Genomic DNA, 19,353 nt, shown 5'->3' with positions numbered 1-19,353 from the left:
AAGTTCATCCGCACAGCCGGGGCCAATTGGTATTTTATTTGATATCCAGTTCAGGCGGCACATCGATCTGGTCCGAGACATACTTGCCGTTCTTTTTGCGCTGCCGCACGCACTCCGTCAGCAGATATTCGATCTGCCCGTTCACCGAGCGGAAGTCATCTTCGGCCCAGGCGGCAAGGGCATCGTAGAGCTTCGCGTTCAGGCGCAGGGGCACCTGCTTTTTTGGTTCTGCCATCAGTACAGGCTGCCGCTGTTCACGATGGGCTGGGCATCACGGTTGCCGCACAGCACCACCAGCAGGTTGGAGACCATTGCCGCCTTGCGCTCGTCGTCCAGCTCCACTACCTTGTTCTCATTCAGGCGTTCAAGGGCCATTTCCACCATGCCCACAGCACCGTCCACGATCATCTTGCGGGCATCGATGATGGCGCTTGCCTGCTGGCGCTGCAGCATCACGGCCGCGATCTCCGGCGCATAGGCCAGATAGGTGATGCGGGCTTCCACTACCTCGATGCCGGCCTCGGCTACATTCTTCTGGATCTCGTCCCGGATGCGGGCGGCTACCACCTCCGAGGAGCCGCGCAGACTGCCCTCATCGGCTACGCCGTCGCCGGTGGTGTCCACATTGGGAGCCACATCATAGGGGTAAACGCGCACCACATTGCGCAGAGCGCTGTCGCACTGCAGGGAGAGGTACTCCTTGTAGTTGTCCACATTGAACACGGCCTTTGCGGTATCGGTCACGCGCCAGATGACCGCAATGCCGATCTCCACCGGGTTGCCCAGACAATCGTTGATCTTCTGGCGGGAGTTGTTGAGGGTCATCATTTTTAGCGAGATCTTCTTGCTGGTCGATTCTGCGGTCTGGGAACTGCTGTTACCTGCCTTAAGCAGGACCGCCATGCCGGTTTCGCCACTGTTCACATCGCCGCTCTGGCTCAGTTTGGTGCCAGCTGCCGGGTTGACTGCAGTGCAGAACGGATTCACCCAGTAAAAGCCCTGTCCCTTCAGGGTGCCGATGTAATCGCCGAACAGGGTGAGCACCAGTGCTTCCTGGGGCTTTAACACCTTCAGGCCGCAGAACAGGAAGATGCCCGCCACCCAGTATGCGATGGACAAGATCGTGAGCAGGATGCCCGGAAACAGGCTTTCGTCCAGCAGAATGATGCTGTAGAAAAACAGCGGGACGGTAACAGCATAGCCCAGCAGGGTGAGCAGCAGCATGACCATGCCGTTCTTTTTCGTCTGCAGAATTTTCTCTTCCATAACAGTTCCCTCCTTCACAGGGTGCGGAAGTGTTTCTTTGTGATATCAAAATCATATCACTTTATATCATTCTTGTCAAGTCCTCCGCAGGCAAAAAAAGAGCCGCCGCACAAACACTGTGCAGCAGCTCCTTTTTGTTTATCTTTTAATAATGTAAAGGGCACTTGCTCTCAGGCGAAGGTCAGCACCACCTTGCCAGCGCCGCTGTTGCGGTCTGCAAGGGTATCGAATGCCTTCTGGAACTCCTCTGCCTTGAACACATATTTTACCGATATCTTTCCGAAGCTTCCCATATATTACTCTTCTCCGATATTTATGTACAGATCCGGCGTGATTTTTGCTGCATTTATTTTGATGATGAAATCACCCAACAACTGGCTAAGCAGAATTCCTGCCCCGTTTCCAACTGTTGTGATCAGAGCTGCATTATACATTTCCGGAAAACAGAAAATGCCAGATGCAGCCCATAGACACAAATAATAATGGTCTGCTGTCCATTTATCGCAATTTTCAAAAATAGTGCCTATTAAAACGGCATATTTGCGATATGCAGTTTGCGGATGTTGCTTGTGCATTAAAAACGCAAACTGCTATAAACAGATAAATCTCACGAAGCACTGTTTGAGAGAGAAGATAGCATAGCATATATGCTGAAAATACGATCAGCAAAAATCCGGAGCAAGTTTTATTTTTTGAAAATGTGTTCTTCATACGACGTTTGAATCCTATCTGCAATGTATACTGCTCATCTCCGCGTTTTCTTGTAAAGCAGCTTGGCAGCTTACTTCAATACGATTTCAACCGTTGGCAGCTTGCTATCCGTTCCGAGTTCATCATCTTCTGCAGCTCTATAACCGGTAACATTTATTGAATACATATAATCTAAAATATCCAGATCTTCTTCATCCTCGGGAAGTTCAACTTGAAAAGTTTCAAACTCAAACACATAAGATGTTCCTTCAATCAGTTCGCCTGTCAAGTCCTTCTGGAAATGAAGCAAAAATGGCCTGTCCTGAAAGAAGTGAACAACGGCAATCGTTTTTTCCGGAAGTGCGTAATAATCAGGCAGGAGCTGCTCAACAGTAGCTGTAAAAGAACCCGAAAACTGCGCAAATCGCTTTTTATTTCCGGTCACTTGCTGTTTTCCATCATGATACCCTGCTTCGTAGCCAGCAGTGTATCCCTCTTCGTAGTTCGCATTACATGTATCTGAACTTTGAGCATTTGTTCCGCAGCCAGATAATGAAAGTGCCAGCACAAGACAGAGAATTCCTGCAATCATCTTTTTCATACTGTTTCCTCCATCGAAGAGAAGAAGTCCGCGAATTTCAGAACACTATCTACTGTAGCTTAAATTTAATCCAAGTTTGTTCACTCGTCTACAAAATTTCTCAAAATCGTATAGCTGCATATAATTTCATAAAAATTTGTAGCACAATCACGATACCCCGCGCAATGATTCTCAGGTTTATATAACAAAAAAGAGGCTGTTGCAAAATAAAAATGCGATAGCAATTTGCACAAAGAAATCTACAAACAAAAAATCCCCCTACACTGGCCGATGAAGTCAGCGAAGGGGAATTTTGTATGCCGCCGGAGCGGCGAAATGTAAAAAATCAAGAGCGGAACTGCAAACGGTTATCGGTCTTGGCAGAGACGGCACGGTCAATGTATCGCAAATATACTATTTGTATGTTGCGTTAATTTTTATCTTGTGACGGTTTTGCAATAAGACCAAAGTGAATTTTTATTTTTGGATCATAAAACGGAACGAGGTTCCCTTCTCCACCGCAAAGCAGGTGTCCGCATGGGGCTTTGCGCCCCAGCTGTTGTCGCCGCCAACGCCGCGCTGGAAGGCCGCGCAGCGGACAACAGTCTTACTGTCGTCCCGGGGCAGTTCATAGAGGTGGCGGGCGTTTTCCAGCTCATGGGGCGTATAGGGCAGTGCCGAGAAGGTCATGCCGTCCCCTGCAAAACCGATACCCGGGATGCTGCCGGTGACAGTTGCACTGTACACGCCGGTGCGGCTGCCGCACTCCTGCGGATAGACCGGAGTATACTGGGCAAAATCCTGCCGGACGTTGTAGTTCCACACACCCATCTTACCGCCTGCGGTGCGGTCAGCGGTGGTCTCCCGGGGGCCAAGCCCCAGATAGGAGACCTCGGTCAGTTCCCGCCGCAGCGGGAAGAGCAGCCCGAACTCCGGCAGTTCGGTGTGCTCGCCCTGCCATGTCATAGTGATATCGCAGCGACCTGCGCCGTCGATGGCAAAATCAATGGGCAGCGTCTGCCCATCTGGCAGGGTGTAGTTTGCGCGGACGGTGACGAACTCACCCTTTGCTTCGGCAGTCAGGTTATCGCAGCGGGCATACAGTCCAGCGGTTTTCCAGAAGGCAGATGCAAACGGCTCTGCGCAGCCCTCGTCGTTGTTGGTAGGCGCACGCCAGAAGTTGGGGCGCACGGTATCGTCCAGCAGCTGCACGCCGTTATAGCGGATGGACACAAGCCCCTTGCCCCGGCTGAAGATGTACTCAAAGCCCTCGCCCTTTACGCCGATGTTGTAATCCATCTCCACCAGCTGCGGGGCGGGCAGGGTCAGCCGGGCAGTGGTGTGGTCGTGCCATACCTGCCCAAAGGCGGCTTCATAGCCCGCCGTGATGCCGGGCAGCGCAGCCCGCTGGATAGCGGTAATGGTCATGCAGGAAAGCCCTGTTTCCGGCAGAGCGAACGGGAACACGATGTGCACAGTCTTGCCGGGTGCGCAGTCTGCCCGCAGTACCGCGCGACGCTCCGGCTTGCCGTTGACCGAGGATGCAAACACAAGGTCGTAGGCGTTCAGGTCGGTAAAGAGGTTCCGGTTTTCAATCACGGCTTCGGTGTCGGTCAGGGTGATTTTCAGCGGCGCGTATGCCGCCTTGACCGCATCCATCTTGGGGGTATTGCGGCGGTCGGGCAGCACAAGGCCGTCCACGCAGAACTCCCGGTCGGTGGGGCGGTCGCCAAAGTCCCCGCCGTAGGCAAAGCCGGGCTTGCCGTCCGGTTCTGTCACCGCGATGCCGTGGTCCATGTACTCCCAGATAAACCCGCCCTGATACAGCGGCTCTTCGTAGGCATACTCGGTGTAGTCGGTGATGCCGCCGTTGGAGTTGCCCATGGCGTGGCTGTACTCGCACATGATGAAAGGCTTTTCCGGGTGCTCTGCCAGAAACTTTTTGATGTCCGCCACCGGGGTATACATCTGGCTTTCCATATCGGAGGTGGCGGGGTATTCCCGGTTCCAGAAAATGCCCTCGTAGTGCACAAGACGGCTGGGGTCGGTGTGGCGGAAGTATTCGCTCATCTCCCACAGGGTCTTGCCGCCGTGGCTCTCGTTGCCGCAAGACCAAATGAGGATAGCGGGGTGGTTTTTGTCCCGTTCCAGCATGGCTTCGGCCCGGGCAAGCACATTCTCCCGCCACTCCGGCCGGGCACCGGGCAGCGTCCATTTGTCCGAGCCGTCCGCACCCAGCTTCTGCCATGTGCCGTGGCTTTCCAGATTGGTCTCCCCGATGACATACAAGCCGTATTCATCGCAAAGCTGTAAGAAATACGGGTCGTCCGGGTAGTGACTGGTGCGCACGGCGTTGACGTTGTGGGTCTTGAGGTTCTGCACATCCCACAGCATCTCTTCCCGGCTGACGGTGCGGCCGGTGCGGCAGCTCCACTCGTGGCGGTTGACCCCCTTGAACACGATGCGCTTGCCGTTCAAAAGCATCTGACGGTCTTTCAGCTCAAACCTGCGCAGACCGACCTTCAGCCCGGTGCGTTCCACGAGAGCACCCTCGCGCAGCAGGGCAATTTCTGCCTCGTACAGGTTCGGCTGTTCGGCGCTCCACAGGGCAGGGTGCTCCACCGCAAAGGTAAAGGAAACATCCTGCACGTCCTCCTCCACATCCGGGTCAGCCTCGCCCTTGCCGAACACCACACCGCTGTCGTATTCGGCAGGCTCACCCACCTCGGCAGACTGCTCCTCGCCGTCAAACACCACCGAGATGGTGCCTGCGCCGCTGACCTTGCAATCAAAGGTGACGGTTGCGCTGGAAAAATCATCTGCAAAACTCTGCTTCACAAAGACATCCTCGAGGTGAACTTCCGGTTTTGTGAACAGCTCCACCGAGCGGAACAAACCGCTCATGCGCCAGAAATCCTGATCTTCCAGCCAGCTGCCGGAGCAAAAACGGTACACCTGCACAGTCAGGGTATTTTCGCCGGGGTGGATGGCGGCGGTCATATCAAATTCAGCGGGGGTAAAGGCATCCTCGGTGTAGCCGATGTACACCCCGTTGCACCAGACGGCGGCGGCGCTGTCCGCACCGTTCAACCGCAGGTAGCAGCTTGCCCAGTTTTCCGGCAGGGTGAAGCTGCGCCGGTACTCCCCGATGGGGTTATACGCCTGCGGGATCTCGCCGGGATGCAGCTTTTCATGACCATCCCATGGGTACTGGGTGTTGACGTAATGGGGCGTGCCGTAGGGGTGACCGGGCTTTTGCAGACTCTGCAGCTGGATAAAGCCCGGCACGGTCAGGGTGTCCCACTCCGAGAAGGGGGCGGTGAGATTTTCTGCATAGCGGAAGCTCCACGCGCCGTCCAAGCTGACGACGAGCGGCATTTCTGGGCTGGTCTGGTCCGCAAAATGGGCGTGGAAAGGCAGGCGGTTCTGCTGAAAAATTTCCGGGTCGGCCAGCAGCGCCGGGGTGATCGGGTTATTCAAGGGCATAAATTTCACCTCGCAGCATAATTCTGCTCTCATTATAGCACAGCAAATAGGAAAATCAGCCGTACAAAAACGACTTTTTCCCGGAGAGAAGCGGCATCAGTCTGCTTCGTCAAAAATCTCGGTATCCAGCTCTGTATGCCCCTTGGGGATGTGGTACTTTACGGCAGGCAGGTGGACGTTGGTAAAATACAGGCTGGTGTTGGGGTCACAGCCAATGACAACGGCCTCTCCCCTGCCTGCCACGGCACTGCGCAAGGTATCGCAGCTGGCGGTGGCAAGGCCATCCTCGGCGCATTCCTTGTAGTCCGGCGCAAAATTAGGCACGGCAAAGCCGCAGTCGTAGGCATCGCATTCGTATATGCTGTCAATTTCGTGGTGGCGGCGGTGGCCGGTGGAAGTGGGGGTAATGGTGGTGGTCACCTCAATGCCGGGGAAAGGTGACCACTGCGCAGTCACAGCCCCTGCTTCAATTTTCCACGTTTTGCTCACCTTGCGCACAAACACATTGTCGTCGATGACAAAGGCCAGCATACTGTCCGGTGCAGCCTGATTGAGCACCTCACGGCTGCGGGAGGCGCAGAAGCCAAAGCGGGTATCGTAGGCAAATTTTGCGTACTTTTCCGGGAACTGCCCATGCCCGTGTCCCTCGTTGACACCGGCGGCGTAGGCCGTCACCCGGCCTGCACGGCGCTGCACCAGCATATTGGCGTAGGGCATGGGTTTGAGCCATTCTAATGCGGGCATGGGAGCGGCCTCTGCAGACCAGAAGGGGTGGTCGTCCGGCAGAGCAAGCAGCAAAAAGCTCTTCATGCCCCAGTAAGGGCTGCCCGGGGCGTTGTACCGCTCGGCCATATACATCTGCGGGTAGCAGTAGCCGATGGTCAGAATGCCGTCCCGGTCGAACATCTTCTGTTCCAGCCACCAGTTGAAGTTGCGGACGATGAGCCCCTTCATTACCGGCAGAGGCAGCGGTTCCAACCCAGCCCAGATGCAGGCTGCCCAGAAGCTGTTCTGGGCAAACCGGTAGGTCAGGCTGCGGCCAAAGGGCAGCGCTGCACCGTTGGCATCGAACCAATAGACGAACTGCTGTGCAAACAGCTGGGCGCGCCGACGGTAGAGTTCTGCGCGCCGGGGGTCGGTGTCGGCGGCAAGCTTAGAGTACAGCAGCCCGTAATACTGGATGGCCCAAGGAATGTAGTAATCCTTCTGGATGCTGGCACCATCGGTAGACCAGCCGTCGCCGCTGTAATAGCTGTCGATCTTGCAAAGGCCGTCCTCCAGCAGCTCCGGGCTGTAGGACATCCCCACACTCTTGAGGGCAAGGTTTACCAGAATGCGGAAGAACTGCCAATTGCAGTCCGGGATGGTGTGGACATTGATCTGCCCCAGCCATGCGGCAAGGTTCTGCTTTTCGGTGTCCGAAAGCGGTGTCCAGAGCTTTTCCGGCGCGGTGAGGATGCCGCAGGCAATGGCAGCCATTTCCACATAGCACTGGTCGTACTCCCCGGTAGTGCCCCAGTATTCGGGGTTTTCCGGGTCGGCACCGGCGGCAAGACCCTTGCGGTAGATTTCTTCAAATTGCGGGTCAGAGCCACCGCCCACCCAGAAGGGTACCAGTGCCCACAGCGGGCGGCTGAAGGCTTCCAGCTCAATGGCGCTCCGGTTGTAGGTCACGCCGGTCTCGCCCAGATGCAGCCGGGCACAGCCTGCGGAATAATACGGTTTGAGCGGGTCGAGAAATTTGTGCATCAGCGCGGTAAAATCCGCTTTGGTCTGCAAGTTCATCACCAGTACATCTCCCAGTCTTTGGTCAGGCGGGTCAGCGCCTCCATGTAGAAATAATCGCCCCAGCTCGTGCATTCATCCACGCCCTCCGGGGTGCAGGTGTTGTAGGGGCTTTTTTTGCTGTAAGTGCCGTGGAGCAGTTGGCCGGAGCCCAGAGTGCCGGGCTTGACGGCATAGTGTGCCGCAAGGCTGCCCAGCATCTGCCGGGCCAGAGTGCGCCACTGGGCAGCTTCTGTTTCGTCCACATATTTTGCAGCCTCCAGCAGGCCGCAGGCCACGATAGCCGCCGAGGAACTGTCCCTCGGCTCGCCGCTTTCCGGGGCAAAGACCATATCCCAGCAGGGCACCAGATCCTCCGGCAGGCGGGAGAGATAAAACTCCAGCGCCTTGCGGAACACCTCGAGGAACTTTTCATCATGGGTGTAGGTGTAGCCGATGGCGCTGCCGTACACGCCCCATGCCTGCCCTCTGGCCCAAAAGCTGTCATCCTTGTAGCCCTGACAGGTGCGGCCGCCCTTGGGGGTGCCGTCCGGATTCATGAAGAAGGTGTGGTAGGTGCTGCCATCCGGCCGGAAGGAATTTGCCAGTGTGGTTGCTGTATGCGCTGCCGCGATCTCCCGGTAGTGGTCGTTTCCGGTGGTCTCGCCGGCCCAGTACAGCAGCGGAACATTCAGCATACAGTCGATAATATAGCGGTAATTGTCGGGGTCATCCATGGTGCCCCAGGCCTGCAAAAACTTTCCGCTGGGCTGGTAACGGGTCAGCAGCTGGTCGGCGGCAGCGATGGCGGCATTTTTGCCTTTTTCGCTGCCCACCAGCTTCCACGCTGCCACGCAGGTGGGGCTGTACAAAAAGCCCATGTCGTGGTGGTCTACCTCCACCTTGCGGGCAATGCGGTCGGCAAAGCTGTCCACCTGAATGAGGGCGGCGGTCTTGAATTTCTCGTCGCCGGTAGCCTCGTAGGCCAGCCAGATCTCCCCCGGCCAGAAGCCGCAGGTCCACTGATCGTTAGCGCAGCCGGGGTAGATATTGTTCACGCTGGAATGGTTCTGACACTGGTAGGTGTACAGCGGCAGATTGGTCTCCACCTGCTTGCAGGCATCGGCCAGAGCCTGCCTTGCCTCGGCATCGGTCATAGCGTGGTTTTGGTAGGTTTTCATCGTGATCACTCCTTAAATCCAAAGGTCGGAATATCGTGCCATCGTTGGCGCAAAAAGTGCATTCCCAGCTTGGGGCGGCGATCCCGGGTGAACAGACCCTTTTTGTTGCCGTCCACCCGCATGGGGCCCTGCACGGTGTCGTAGTCAGCAAAGTTCCAGACAAATTCTCCCACAAACCACGGGCGCTTGTCAAACTCTGCATCCAGACGGCGGTAAAACTCCACCTGAAACTCCTCGCTGAACATCTCTGCTCCGGCAGTGTGCAAGCCTGCCACGGTGTCCGCGCCGTATTCGCTCATCATCACGGGCTTGTGCTGGGATCCCCAGAAATCCAGTTCCTGATTCAAGCCATAGCAGGCAGCGTCCATGTCTCCGGAAAGGTTGTACCAGCCGTAGTAGCGGTTGATGCAGACGATATCCATGGTGCGGGTGGTGATATCCCTGGTATAGTCGTTCTGGCAGCAGACGAGAGTGACCGGGCGATCCTGCGGGTCCAGCTGATGCGCCAGCTCATACAGCGGGTGCCAGTAGTTGTAGGCATCCTGCGGGAAGTGCTCCAGATCCGGCTCGTTGCCAAGGCTCCACAGCACCACGCAGGGGTGGTTTTTGTCCCGTTGGATCATCTCGGCAAGCACCTGCCGGTGATGCTCCGCAAGGGGGTATTCCTTGTAGGGGTTCAGCGCAGCTCCGCCGCCGATGCCCACCGCCGGGGTCTCGTCCATGACCAGAATGCCCTCCCGGTCGCACAGGTCGTAAAACTCCTCGGCATAGGGATAGTGGCTGGTGCGCACAGCGTTGGCGTTTGCCCAGTGGATCAGGTTCACGTCCTTTACGTTCAGCACCGGGTCAAATCCGCGGCCGTGGGCGGTAAAGTCCTCGTGCTTGCAAAAGCCCTTGAAGTAAAACGGCTTGCCGTTCAAAAGCACCCGGGTGCCCTTCACCTCAATGCTGCGAACCCCAAAGGTCTGGTCGTAGACGTCTGCCCCACAGGTGATGTGGAGGGTGTACAGGTAGGGCGTGCCGGGTCTTGGCTCCCAAAGGTGCACTTCCGGGATGGTGATCGTGCCCGCTGCGCCCTCTGCCTGTGCTACGGCGTTGCCGTCAGCGTCCAGCACGGTGACATGGACAGGTGCGCCGCCGGTGGTTTTTACCGTGTACTGCACCGTGCCGTCCACGGCGGGCACTACGGTCACATCCTCAATGTACTCTTTAGGGGTAGTGTAGAGCACCACCGAGCGGTGGATGCCGGCATAGTTGAAGAAATCAAAGTTGGGGCGGTTCTGGGGTGCGGCGGCACGCTTTGCAGCCTCCACACTGGGAATGCCCGCATTGTCCGAGCCAAAGAAGGCCAGCTGCCCGTCCTCGTTGCCCACCGGCAGGGTGCTGTGGTTCACCCGGTTGTCGCAGGCTACGGTCAGCAGTGCAGTCTTGCCGGGGCGCAGCAGGGCGGTGACATCTGCTTCAAAGGGAGTAAAGCCGCCCTTGTGCTGCGCAATGAGCCGGCCGTTCAGCCAGACCTTTGCGGTGTGGGTCACCGAGCCAAACCGCAGCACCACCCGCTGCCCGGTGCAGAAGGCGGGCAGGGTGACCTGCCGCTGATACCACGCCCAGCCGTAGTGGCGGCGCAGGGCGGTGGTCTGGTCGTTCTGGTCGTTGTAGCTGGCAGGCACGGCGATGGGCTGGGCATCCGGCAGCGGCTCTGCGGGGTCGAACCGATTTTCCTCGCAGTTGCCCAGCATAAACTCCCATGTACCGTCAAGGCTCAGCTTCAGGCGAGCTTCATTCTGTTCAGGATATAACATAACGCATTTCCTCTATTCAAACAAAACTGCGGGGCGCAGGTACTGCCCACGCCCCGCTTACGGGTGATTTGTTTAACCCTTGATGCCGGTGGATGCCACGCCCTGCACAAAGTATTTCTGCAGGGAGAGGAACACGATCAGCACCGGGATCAGTGCCACCACAGAGGCTGCCATGATCAAGCCGTACTCTGCGGAATACTGGGTGATGAACATGCGCAGACCGATCTGGATGGTCTTGAGCTCGGTCTTGGTCAGATAGATCAGGGGGCCAAGGAAGTCGTTCCAGGTGTTCACGAAGGTGAAGATGGTCAGGGTGGACAGCGCGGGCAGGCTGAGGGGCAGCATGATGTGCCACCAGATGCCGTACTCGCTCAGGCCATCGATACGGGCAGCCTCACACAGCTCAGTGGGCACGCCCTCGTAAAACTGCTTCATCAGGAACACACCAAAGGCACTGAAGGCCTGCAGGCACATGATGGCCAGATGGGTGTTGTTCAGGTGCCACGAGCTCATCATCATGAACTGCGGCACCATGTAGGCCTGCCAAGGTACGGCAATGGTGGCAATGTAGCCGAGGAAGAGCACATTCTTGCCCTTGAACTGCATCTTGGCAAAGGCGTAGGCCGCAAAGGAGGAGGTGAACAGCTGCAGCAGGGTGACCACCACGGTGATCTTGACCGTGTTCTTCACAAAGGTGAGCAGCGGGATCTGCGTCCAGATGTCCACATAGTTCTGCCAGCGCGGATTTTTGGGGATCCACTGGATGGGGAAGCCGAACACGTCCTTATTCAGCTTAAAGGAGGAGGACAGCATCCACAAAAAGGGCAGCAGCATACAGGCTGTGATGACGATGAGGAAGAAATAAATCAGGAACTTGGAGATGAAGTTGCGGCGCTTCTGGGAAGCGTGGTCTTTAATAACAGCGGTTGCCATAGCTTCTTCCTCCTTTCTCAGTTATCGCCCTTGGAGCCGCGGAACTGGATGATGGTAACGATCAGCACCAGTACGAACAACACCATGGCAATAGCACTTGCGTAGCCGTATTTCGGGGTATTTACGAAGGCTACATTGTAGATGTAGTACACCAGCGTCATGGTAGCGGTACCGGGGCCGCCCTGCGTGATCATGTACATCTGGTCGTAGACCTTGAAGCCGGAGATGGTGAGCATGATGACCACAAAAAAGGTGGTGGGGCGCAGCTGCGGCAGGGTGATATGCCAGAACTGCTGCCAGCGGTTTGCACCGTCCAGCTCAGCGGCTTCGTTCAGATCCGGGTTGCAGCCCTGCAGGCCGGCCAGATAGATGACCATGTAGTAGCCCATGTTCTTCCACACGCTGAACAGGATGACCGTCAGCATGGCGGTATCCTTGCCGGCAGCCCAGCGGGGCAGGTTTTCCACTGCCACGCCGAAGAACTGGTTCAGGAGCATGTTGATGGGGCCCATGGAGGGGTTGAAGATCATGTTCCACACCGCTGCCACCGCAACCAGCGAGGCAACGTAGGGGAAGAACGCCACGGTGCGGAAGAAGTTGCGCAGCTTCACATTCTGGTTCAGCAGCACGGCCATCGCCAGTGAGCAGGCCAGCGTCAGCGGCACAGTGCCGATGACATAGACGATGGTGTTTTTCAGCGCCGCCTGAAAGATCTTATCGGTGGTGAAGAGCTTTACAAAGTTCTTCAGGCCGATAAATTCGATGGCGTGGCGGCCGTCCCATGCGCAGAAGGCCAGCGCAATGGCAAACACCATGGGCACCAGCGTAAACACGCAGAAACCGATGAAGTTTGGCGCAATAAAGGAATACGCGATGAGAGAATCGCGGGTCGATTTTTTTAGCACTTTACGGGGAGTTTTATTCTGGACAGCAGCACTCGCCATAAAAGAGCCTCCTTTCCAGGAAGTATAACAGCTTACCAAAAAATGAGCGGGGCGGGCGCTGTGCATACCCGCCCCGCTCGGACAGGGCTTTTTCCAATGTGTGTTTATTGGAAAATAAATGGGGAATGAAAATGATGAAGAAGGAGAAACGCTAAGCAATGTGAGAAACGCTTTATCAGCCGAGAACTGCGGGAACCTGATCGTTCATGTTCTGGATGCCCTCGTCCACGGTCTCGCTCATGGTCATAATGGCATCGTGCTCGGCGTTCAGGATGGTCTCGATATCAGATGCATACTGGGTGTAGGGCATTTCCAGATAGACATTGCTGGTGGTCAGTGCATCCACGGAATTGCTGTCCTCAGGGAAGCCCTCGGTGGACTTGATGATCTCGGCGGTAGCATCGGAGCCGCAAGCCGGGAAGGTGCCGGTCTTGGCAATGGCCTGTGCGCCCTCCTCGGAGACACACCAGTTGATGAAGTCGGCAGCGGCCTCAGCCTTGGGAGAATCGGCGTTGATGGCCAGGCTGGTCACAGTGCCCAGCGTAGAACCGGCAGCTGCACCGGCGGGGTGCGGGTACTTGACGATGCCCCAGTTGAACTTGGTCTCAGCATCCTTCATGTAGGCTTCCAGCGTGGAGATAAACCAGCTTCCCATGTTGACCATTGCGCACTGCTGGTTCTCAAAGGCTGCGGAGTAGTGCAGAGAGGATGTCTTGAGGTAGCCGTAGTCCATGCAGATGCCGTCCTTCTGCTGGGCAATGACCATATCGTAGGTGGGCTTCATGAAGTCGTAGGTGCCGTCGATGATGGTGTTCTTGCCGTCCAGAATGGAGAACAGAGAAGCGGCGGAGCGCCAGGTGTGGTAGTGGCAGCCATAGACCTTGGTATCGCCGGAGCCGCTGGTCATCTTGCGAGCCAGAGCATCGTAATCTTCCAGCGTCATGTCGTTGGAGGGATACTCCACACCGGCCTTATCGAACAGGTCCTTGTTGTAGTACACCACCCAGAAGTCGCTGCGGAAGGGCACGGCGTAGAAGTTGCCGTCGTCGGTGGTCAGCTGCTCGATGGTGCCGTTGAAATCGCCGGCATCGCGGGTCAGCACCTCGTTCAGGGGCTTGAGGTAGTCCAGATTGATCAGGTTTGCGTAGCCGGGGATATCCTTGACGGTCACGACATCCAGATCGGCGCTGCCGGCCAGCTGGGTAGCCAGAACGGTCATGTAATCGCTGGAGCCAAGGTCCACCATCTCGATGGTAACATCCTTGTGACTTGCCATGTAGCCGTCGGCCATGGCCTGCCAGTAGGGGGTGGACTCCTTATCCCACACCGACCACTGCAGGGTAACAGGGCCTGCGGCTGCGGATGCAGCGGTGGAACTGGCAGCGGAGGAAGCAGCCGTGGAGCTGGCGGAAGAGCCGCCGCAGGCGCTCAGGGCAGCAGCTGCGCCGCAGGCGGCGGCAGCGGTAAGGAACGAACGGCGAGAAATCTTTTTCATAAGTGTGTCCTCCTTCAGGGCAGTGTGTGTTTCGTACGGCGGTGTCCCCCGTGCTTGGGAGCCGCTTGCTTTTGTTGACACTAGGATACCGCACAGGCGCAAAAACCGGAATGGAAAAAATTCTGGAACTGTTGCAGTTTTTCTGCGTCTTTTTGAAAAAGATGCACTTTCTTACACTGGGGTCTGCACTTTCTTGCTTTCTTGCACAGTTTACATCCTTACCGAAAGAAAAAAGCGTATAAAGCGCACAATTTTCATGCAAAAAGCCGTTGACAAACAGCGTCGGAATCAGTACTGTATAAAGGAAAGAATACAAAATATTACCGGAAAGGAGGCTCCGTCATGAAAAGCAGTCATCGTTTCCCGCTGCGGCGGCAGATCATGTGGGGAATGCGTTTTTTTACCCTCCTTACCTCGCTGGCTGTGGGCGCAGCACTGTTCATCCTCTCCAACCAGTATGTGCGCGCCAACTCTCTGCAGGCGGCGGAGTTCAACCTGCGGCTGGTGGCTACCTCCATCGAGACCAGTCTGGACAGCGCCGATGACCTTTTGAACTGGGCTTCCATCAACAGCACCGTGCGGCGGTACATCTCGCAGGAGGATGTCAATGGCGCCCAGACCATTGCCGCCTACAAAGCTGTGCAGGAAAAATACTATTCCAGCACCCTGTACAGCCACATCCTCCGCTTCTTTATTACCAACGAGAATGACCGGCATTTGCAGTTCGGCACGCTGAACGCCTCGGCGGCGCTCAACCGCACCAGCGTAAAGCAGTTTTTCTCCAAGGGGTACGGGATGCAGTTCACCACCGACCCGCTGCTGCCCGGCAACCCGGATTGCATTGCCATCAGTCAGCCTATCCGCTGCGGCAAGGGCACTCTGCACCGGGGCAGCACCTACCTTGCACTGGATACCGCCATCGTCACCGACCCGGCGGCGGGTTACAGCCTGACCGACGGCAGCGCGCTGTACTGGGAGACGGGCAGCCGCCTGTGGCAGATCGAAAATGGCAGCCTGACCGAGACCGAAAACCGGCTGCGGGAGGTAGCCTACACCCTGCGCACCGAAAGCAATAACGGCATGACCGAGCAGACCGCGTGGCAGGGCAAGGTGCAGCTGAACGGCCAGAGCTACTATGTTGTCAAGGTTACGCTGAACGGCCGCAGCGCGGCGCTGGTGCAGCTTTTGCCCGCAAGCACCTTTTTGCAGCACTACGGCGTGTACCTGTGGCTCATCGCCCTTGGCATAGCCATCATCTGGGGACTAAGCTTTTTTATACAGTATTGGCTGGAATTGGTCATCACCCGCCCGGTGGAGGCGCTGCAAAAGCGCATCGAGACCGTGGGCAGCGGCAACTTTGCCCCGGACCGCGCGGTGGAGTGGAACAACGAGCTGGGCGACATTGGCCGCGGCATCAACCAGCTTGCCGAAAACGTAGACAGCCTGATGACCCGCCGCGTGGAGGACGAGCGCCGCAAGCAGGAGCTGGAATACCGGATGCTGCAAAACGAGGTAAACCCGCACTTTATCTATAATACCCTCAACAGCATCCGCTGGATGGCCACCATCCAGAATGCGCCCGGCATTGCCGAGATGGTGACCGCCTTTGCGCGGCTGACCAAAAGCATCTCCAAGGGTACCCAGAAGCTGGTGCCCCTGCAGGAGGAGCTGGCATTGCTCAACGATTACTTTACCATCCAGCAGTACCGTTACGGCGGCGACTTAGAGATAGAGGTCTCCCGCATTGAAAGCGAGACCCTGTGCTGCGACTGTCTGATCCCCCGGTTCACCCTGCAGCCGCTGGTGGAAAATGCCATCTTCCATGGGTTAGAGCCCAAGGGCGGCCATGGCAGCGTACTGCTGGATATCTCCACCGACCTGGAAAACGGGGATGTGCTGCTGCGCATTACGGATGACGGCGTGGGTATGCCGCCGGAGCTGGTGGCGCACCTTCTGGACGAGCCCACCGAGGAAGCCGAAAAGACTGAAAAGTTCCGCCATGTCGGCCTGTGGAACGTAAACCGCCGCATCCGGTATTCCTTTGGCGAGAGCTATGGCCTGACCATTGAAAGCGAAGAGGACGTGGGCACCGAGGTCACCATCCGGCTGCCCTATCAGAAGAAAGGAGACAGCCATGCTGCGGATATTACTGGTGGATGACGAGCCGCTGGTGCTCATTGGTCTGCAGGGCATGCTGGAATGGGAAAAGCTGGGCTACACCGTCTGCGGCACCGCCCGCAACGGCAAGCTGGCGCTGGAGCTGATCGAGCGGGAAAAGCCGGATATCGTCATCGCAGACGTAAAAATGCCGGTGATGGACGGCCTTACCCTTGCCCGCACCTGCCGGGAGCGCAGCGCCCTGCCCGCCTTTATTATGCTGACAAGCTTTGAGGAATTTGATTACATCAAGCAGGCCATGGGTGCCGGGGTGGTGGATTATTTGGTCAAATTAGACCTGACCCCCGAGAACCTGCAGACCGCCCTTGCCAAGGCCGCCGAAAAGGTAAAAAAGGAACATACCCTGCTGGGCGAAGTACCGGTGCAGGAAAACCTTGCCGAGAGCGTGCGCAGCTATCAGGAGCGGTTTTTCGTGCGGCTGTACGCCGGGCTGTTCCCGGACGAACAATCTTTGGAGCAGCCCTTGCAGCACATGGAGCTGAACCTTGCAAGCGACAACTACCTTGTAGCCAGCTGCGAGATCATTGCCAACACAGAGCTGACCCCCGCCCAGCAGCTGAAACTGAGCTTTTCCTGCGGGCGTATGCTGGAGACCACTCTGCAAAGCTATCTGCCCTGCTATGTGACCGGCGCAGATGCGCTGCGCGGCAATGTGCTGTTCTGTCTGACAGCGCAGCAGGCGCAAAGCTACCGGACGGTGCTGCGCCCGCTGCTGGAACGCGCCAGCCAGATCCTATACAACTACTTCACGGTACGGCTGCTCTGGGCGGTGGGACGCCCCACCGGCTCGCTGCTGGGGCTGGCGCGCTGCTGCCGGGAAAACGCCCACCTGCAGCCCCTGCTCACGGTGGAACAGCCCATCCAGTTCGTAGAGGTCAACGAGGGCGATGCCACAGCCGGAAAGATGCAGGTAGTGGCACAGGTGCAGGAGTATATCAAGAATCACCTTTCGGAAAAGCTGACGCTGGCAGATGTGGCTGCGGTGTTCAATTTTTCGCCCAACTACCTCAGTCAGCTGTTTGGCAAATACGGCGACAGCGGCTTTGTGGAGTACATCACCGAGACCCGCATTGCTGCGGCCAAGGAAATGCTGGAACAGGGTGATTTGAAGGTCTACGAAATTGCGGAAAAACTGGGCTACGAAAGCGCCTTCTATTTTTCCAAGGTGTTCAAAAAGGTCACCGGGCTCAGCCCGCGGGAATATCAGCAAAGTATTTGAAGTCGGAGGCTTTTATGATACAGGAACAGCTTGCCTTTCTGCCGGAATTTCTTCCCGACTACCGCCCCTTTCCCCCTGCCAAAGAACGCCCCGCATGGCTGGCTTTACCCCCGCGGGCAAAGCAGCGCTTTTTGAAAGCCGGAGAAGCTGCGCTGCAAACACCCCTTGCGCCCCTGCCGCTCTCCCTCTGGCTGGATTTCACCCGCACCGGGCAGCGTGCCGCATGGGAGGCGGCTTATTTTTCCCGCCGGGCGCGGCTGTGCGCACTGGTATGCGCCGAGTGCGTAGAGCACAGCGGGCGCTTTCTGGATGCCATTGCGGATACCGTCTGGGCGCTCTGCGAGGAAAGCGCATGGCAGCTGCCTGCCCACAACAGCTATGTGCGGGACACCCCGCAGCTGCCCCTGCCGGACACTTCGCAGCCTATTGTAGAGCTTTTTGCCGCCGAGACCGGGGCGCTGCTGGCGCTGACCCGCTACCTGCTGCACGACGAACTGGATACCACCGCGCCGGGCATTGCAGCGCGGATGGAGCGGGAGCTGAACGCCCGCATCCTGACGCCCTATTTTACAGGCCACTTCTGGTGGATGGGAAACGGTGCGGAACCCATGTGCAACTGGACGAGCTGGTGCACCCAGAACGTGCTGCTTGCCGTTTTTCTACTGCCCACCTCGCAGGAACAGCGCTGCGCAGCGGTAAAACAGGCCGCGTATAGTCTGGACTGCTTTTTGAAGGACTACGGCGCGGACGGCTGCTGCAACGAGGGCGCACAGTATTACCGCCACGCCGGGCTGACCCTGTGGGGCTGCCTTGAAATTTTATCTGCCGCAGCACCGCAGGCCTTCTGCGCCCTGTTCCATGAGCCTAAAATCAAAAATATTGCGGAGTACATCTGCAATGTCCATGTAGAAGGGCCTTACTACCTGAACTTTGGCGATTGCAGTCCCCTTGCCGGGCGGTGCGGTGCGCGGGAATACCGCTTTGGGCAGGCCGTTGGCAGCGATGCTTTGCAGGCACTTGCGGCGGCAGACTTCCGTGCCGATGCCGACCCCGACCACCTGCAGAACCCGGACGGCAGCACCCACATCAACCTGTGGTACCGGCTCATCACCGCCTTTGCAGAGCAGGAGCTGATGGAATGCGCTGCAATTCCCCAGCATCTACCCACGGTGTGGTACCCCAGTGTGGGAATTTACGCCGCACGGCAGGGTCGCTGGGTGTTAGGGGCAAAGTTTGGCTCCAACGGCGACAGCCACAACCACAACGATACCGGCAGCATTACTGTATACAAAGACGGCAGACCGTTCCTCATTGATATCGGGGTGGAGAGCTACACCAAAAAGACCTTCAGCCCTCAGCGATACGAAATTTGGACGATGCAGAGCGCATGGCACAACCTGCCAACCTTTGACGGCATCCAGCAGCTGCCCGGCGCAGAATACGCCGCCCGGGAGGTGCACACCACGGAAAACAGCATCACCGCCGAGCTGGCAGGCGCGTACCCTCCTATCCCAGGGCTTACCACCTACCGCCGCTGTGTATCGGTCAGTGAACAGGGCATCACCCTGCGGGACGAAACAGACTATCCCGGCACGGTGGATCTGACCCTGCTCACCAAGCAGCAGCCTGCCGCCACCGCAGATGGCTTTGCGGTGGGCACGCTGGGCGGTATCCGGTTTGACCCGGAAAAGGTCGCTGCCAAGGTCACACCGGTACCCATCACCGACCCGCGCCTGCGCACCGCATGGCCGGAAACGATCTATAGGATCACCCTGCATTTCAAAAAATCACTGAATGTCGTGCTATATTAAGGAG

Annotated in this window: 15 protein-coding genes; 3 read left to right on the top strand and 12 right to left on the bottom strand. The window is 57.2% G+C overall.

The window, feature by feature from the left end; all coding sequences use genetic code 11:
* Nucleotides 1-34: 34 nt before the first annotated feature.
* From DW937_RS00325 to DW937_RS00275, 12 genes are all read right to left on the bottom strand, one after another.
* Nucleotides 35-235 (bottom strand): PTS ascorbate transporter subunit IIC, encoded by a 201-nt coding sequence (locus tag DW937_RS00325; RefSeq protein WP_005940562.1) that lies wholly within the window; start codon nucleotides 233-235, stop codon nucleotides 35-37.
* On the bottom strand, nucleotides 235-1,266 hold the full coding sequence (locus DW937_RS00320; RefSeq protein WP_097778340.1) for an SPFH domain-containing protein: 1,032 nt from the start codon (nucleotides 1,264-1,266) through the stop codon (nucleotides 235-237). Before DW937_RS00320 ends, DW937_RS00325 begins: the two co-directional genes overlap by 1 nt.
* Before the next feature lie 170 nt (nucleotides 1,267-1,436).
* The gene (locus tag DW937_RS15360) at nucleotides 1,437-1,559 is read right to left on the bottom strand and encodes a hypothetical protein (protein WP_256372187.1); all 123 of its coding nucleotides are present in this window, start codon (nucleotides 1,557-1,559) and stop codon (nucleotides 1,437-1,439) included.
* A gap of 3 nt (nucleotides 1,560-1,562) precedes the next feature.
* Nucleotides 1,563-1,841: a hypothetical protein gene (locus DW937_RS00315; RefSeq protein WP_243111391.1), complete on the bottom strand. Its 279-nt coding sequence runs from the start codon at nucleotides 1,839-1,841 to the stop codon at nucleotides 1,563-1,565.
* A 206-nt stretch (nucleotides 1,842-2,047) separates the two neighbouring features.
* On the bottom strand, nucleotides 2,048-2,557 hold the full coding sequence (locus DW937_RS00310) for a hypothetical protein (protein WP_243111390.1): 510 nt from the start codon (nucleotides 2,555-2,557) through the stop codon (nucleotides 2,048-2,050).
* Between the two features lie 456 nt (nucleotides 2,558-3,013).
* Entirely contained in the window at nucleotides 3,014-6,022 is a 3,009-nt protein-coding gene (locus DW937_RS00305; protein WP_120119726.1) for a glycoside hydrolase family 2 TIM barrel-domain containing protein, read from the bottom strand.
* Nucleotides 6,023-6,118: 96 nt separating this feature from the next.
* Complete coding sequence (locus tag DW937_RS00300) at nucleotides 6,119-7,807, bottom strand: DUF2264 domain-containing protein (RefSeq protein ID WP_120119724.1); 1,689 nt, start codon at nucleotides 7,805-7,807, stop codon at nucleotides 6,119-6,121.
* Nucleotides 7,807-8,967, bottom strand: a complete 1,161-nt coding sequence (locus DW937_RS00295; RefSeq protein WP_120119722.1) for a glycoside hydrolase family 88 protein — start codon at nucleotides 8,965-8,967, stop codon at nucleotides 7,807-7,809. The genes DW937_RS00300 and DW937_RS00295 overlap by 1 nt, the downstream gene beginning before the upstream one ends.
* Nucleotides 8,968-8,972: 5 nt before the next feature.
* Nucleotides 8,973-10,769 carry a beta-glucuronidase gene (gene uidA, locus DW937_RS00290; RefSeq protein ID WP_120119720.1) on the bottom strand — a complete coding sequence of 599 codons (1,797 nt, stop codon included), beginning with the start codon at nucleotides 10,767-10,769 and terminating at the stop codon, nucleotides 8,973-8,975.
* A 72-nt stretch (nucleotides 10,770-10,841) separates the two neighbouring features.
* Entirely contained in the window at nucleotides 10,842-11,702 is an 861-nt protein-coding gene (locus DW937_RS00285; RefSeq protein ID WP_097778345.1) for a carbohydrate ABC transporter permease, read from the bottom strand.
* 17 nt (nucleotides 11,703-11,719) lie between these two features.
* Nucleotides 11,720-12,646 (bottom strand): sugar ABC transporter permease, encoded by a 927-nt coding sequence (locus tag DW937_RS00280; protein ID WP_097778346.1) that lies wholly within the window; start codon nucleotides 12,644-12,646, stop codon nucleotides 11,720-11,722.
* 175 nt (nucleotides 12,647-12,821) lie between these two features.
* A complete protein-coding gene (locus DW937_RS00275; RefSeq protein WP_097778347.1) occupies nucleotides 12,822-14,141 on the bottom strand; it encodes a sugar ABC transporter substrate-binding protein in 1,320 nt (439 codons plus the stop codon).
* A 342-nt stretch (nucleotides 14,142-14,483) separates the two neighbouring features.
* Between DW937_RS00275 and DW937_RS00265 the strand changes: the two genes are divergently transcribed.
* From DW937_RS00265 to DW937_RS00255, 3 genes are read left to right on the top strand one after another with little or no spacing between them, the layout of a single operon-like run.
* Nucleotides 14,484-16,301: a sensor histidine kinase gene (locus DW937_RS00265; RefSeq protein WP_118528257.1), complete on the top strand. Its 1,818-nt coding sequence runs from the start codon at nucleotides 14,484-14,486 to the stop codon at nucleotides 16,299-16,301.
* Nucleotides 16,276-17,538, top strand: coding sequence for a response regulator (locus tag DW937_RS00260; protein WP_120119718.1), 1,263 nt, complete (start codon nucleotides 16,276-16,278; stop codon nucleotides 17,536-17,538). Before DW937_RS00265 ends, DW937_RS00260 begins: the two co-directional genes overlap by 26 nt.
* A 14-nt stretch (nucleotides 17,539-17,552) precedes the next feature.
* Nucleotides 17,553-19,349 carry a heparinase II/III family protein gene (locus DW937_RS00255; protein ID WP_120119716.1) on the top strand — a complete coding sequence of 599 codons (1,797 nt, stop codon included), beginning with the start codon at nucleotides 17,553-17,555 and terminating at the stop codon, nucleotides 19,347-19,349.
* Nucleotides 19,350-19,353 lie beyond the last annotated feature (4 nt).

This window comes from Faecalibacterium sp. AM43-5AT (assembly GCF_003603345.1).
Classification (GTDB): Bacteria; Bacillota; Clostridia; order Oscillospirales; family Ruminococcaceae; genus Faecalibacterium; species Faecalibacterium taiwanense.
Note: the sequence above shows the minus strand (reverse complement) of the source record. Positions and strands in the feature narration are given on the sequence as shown.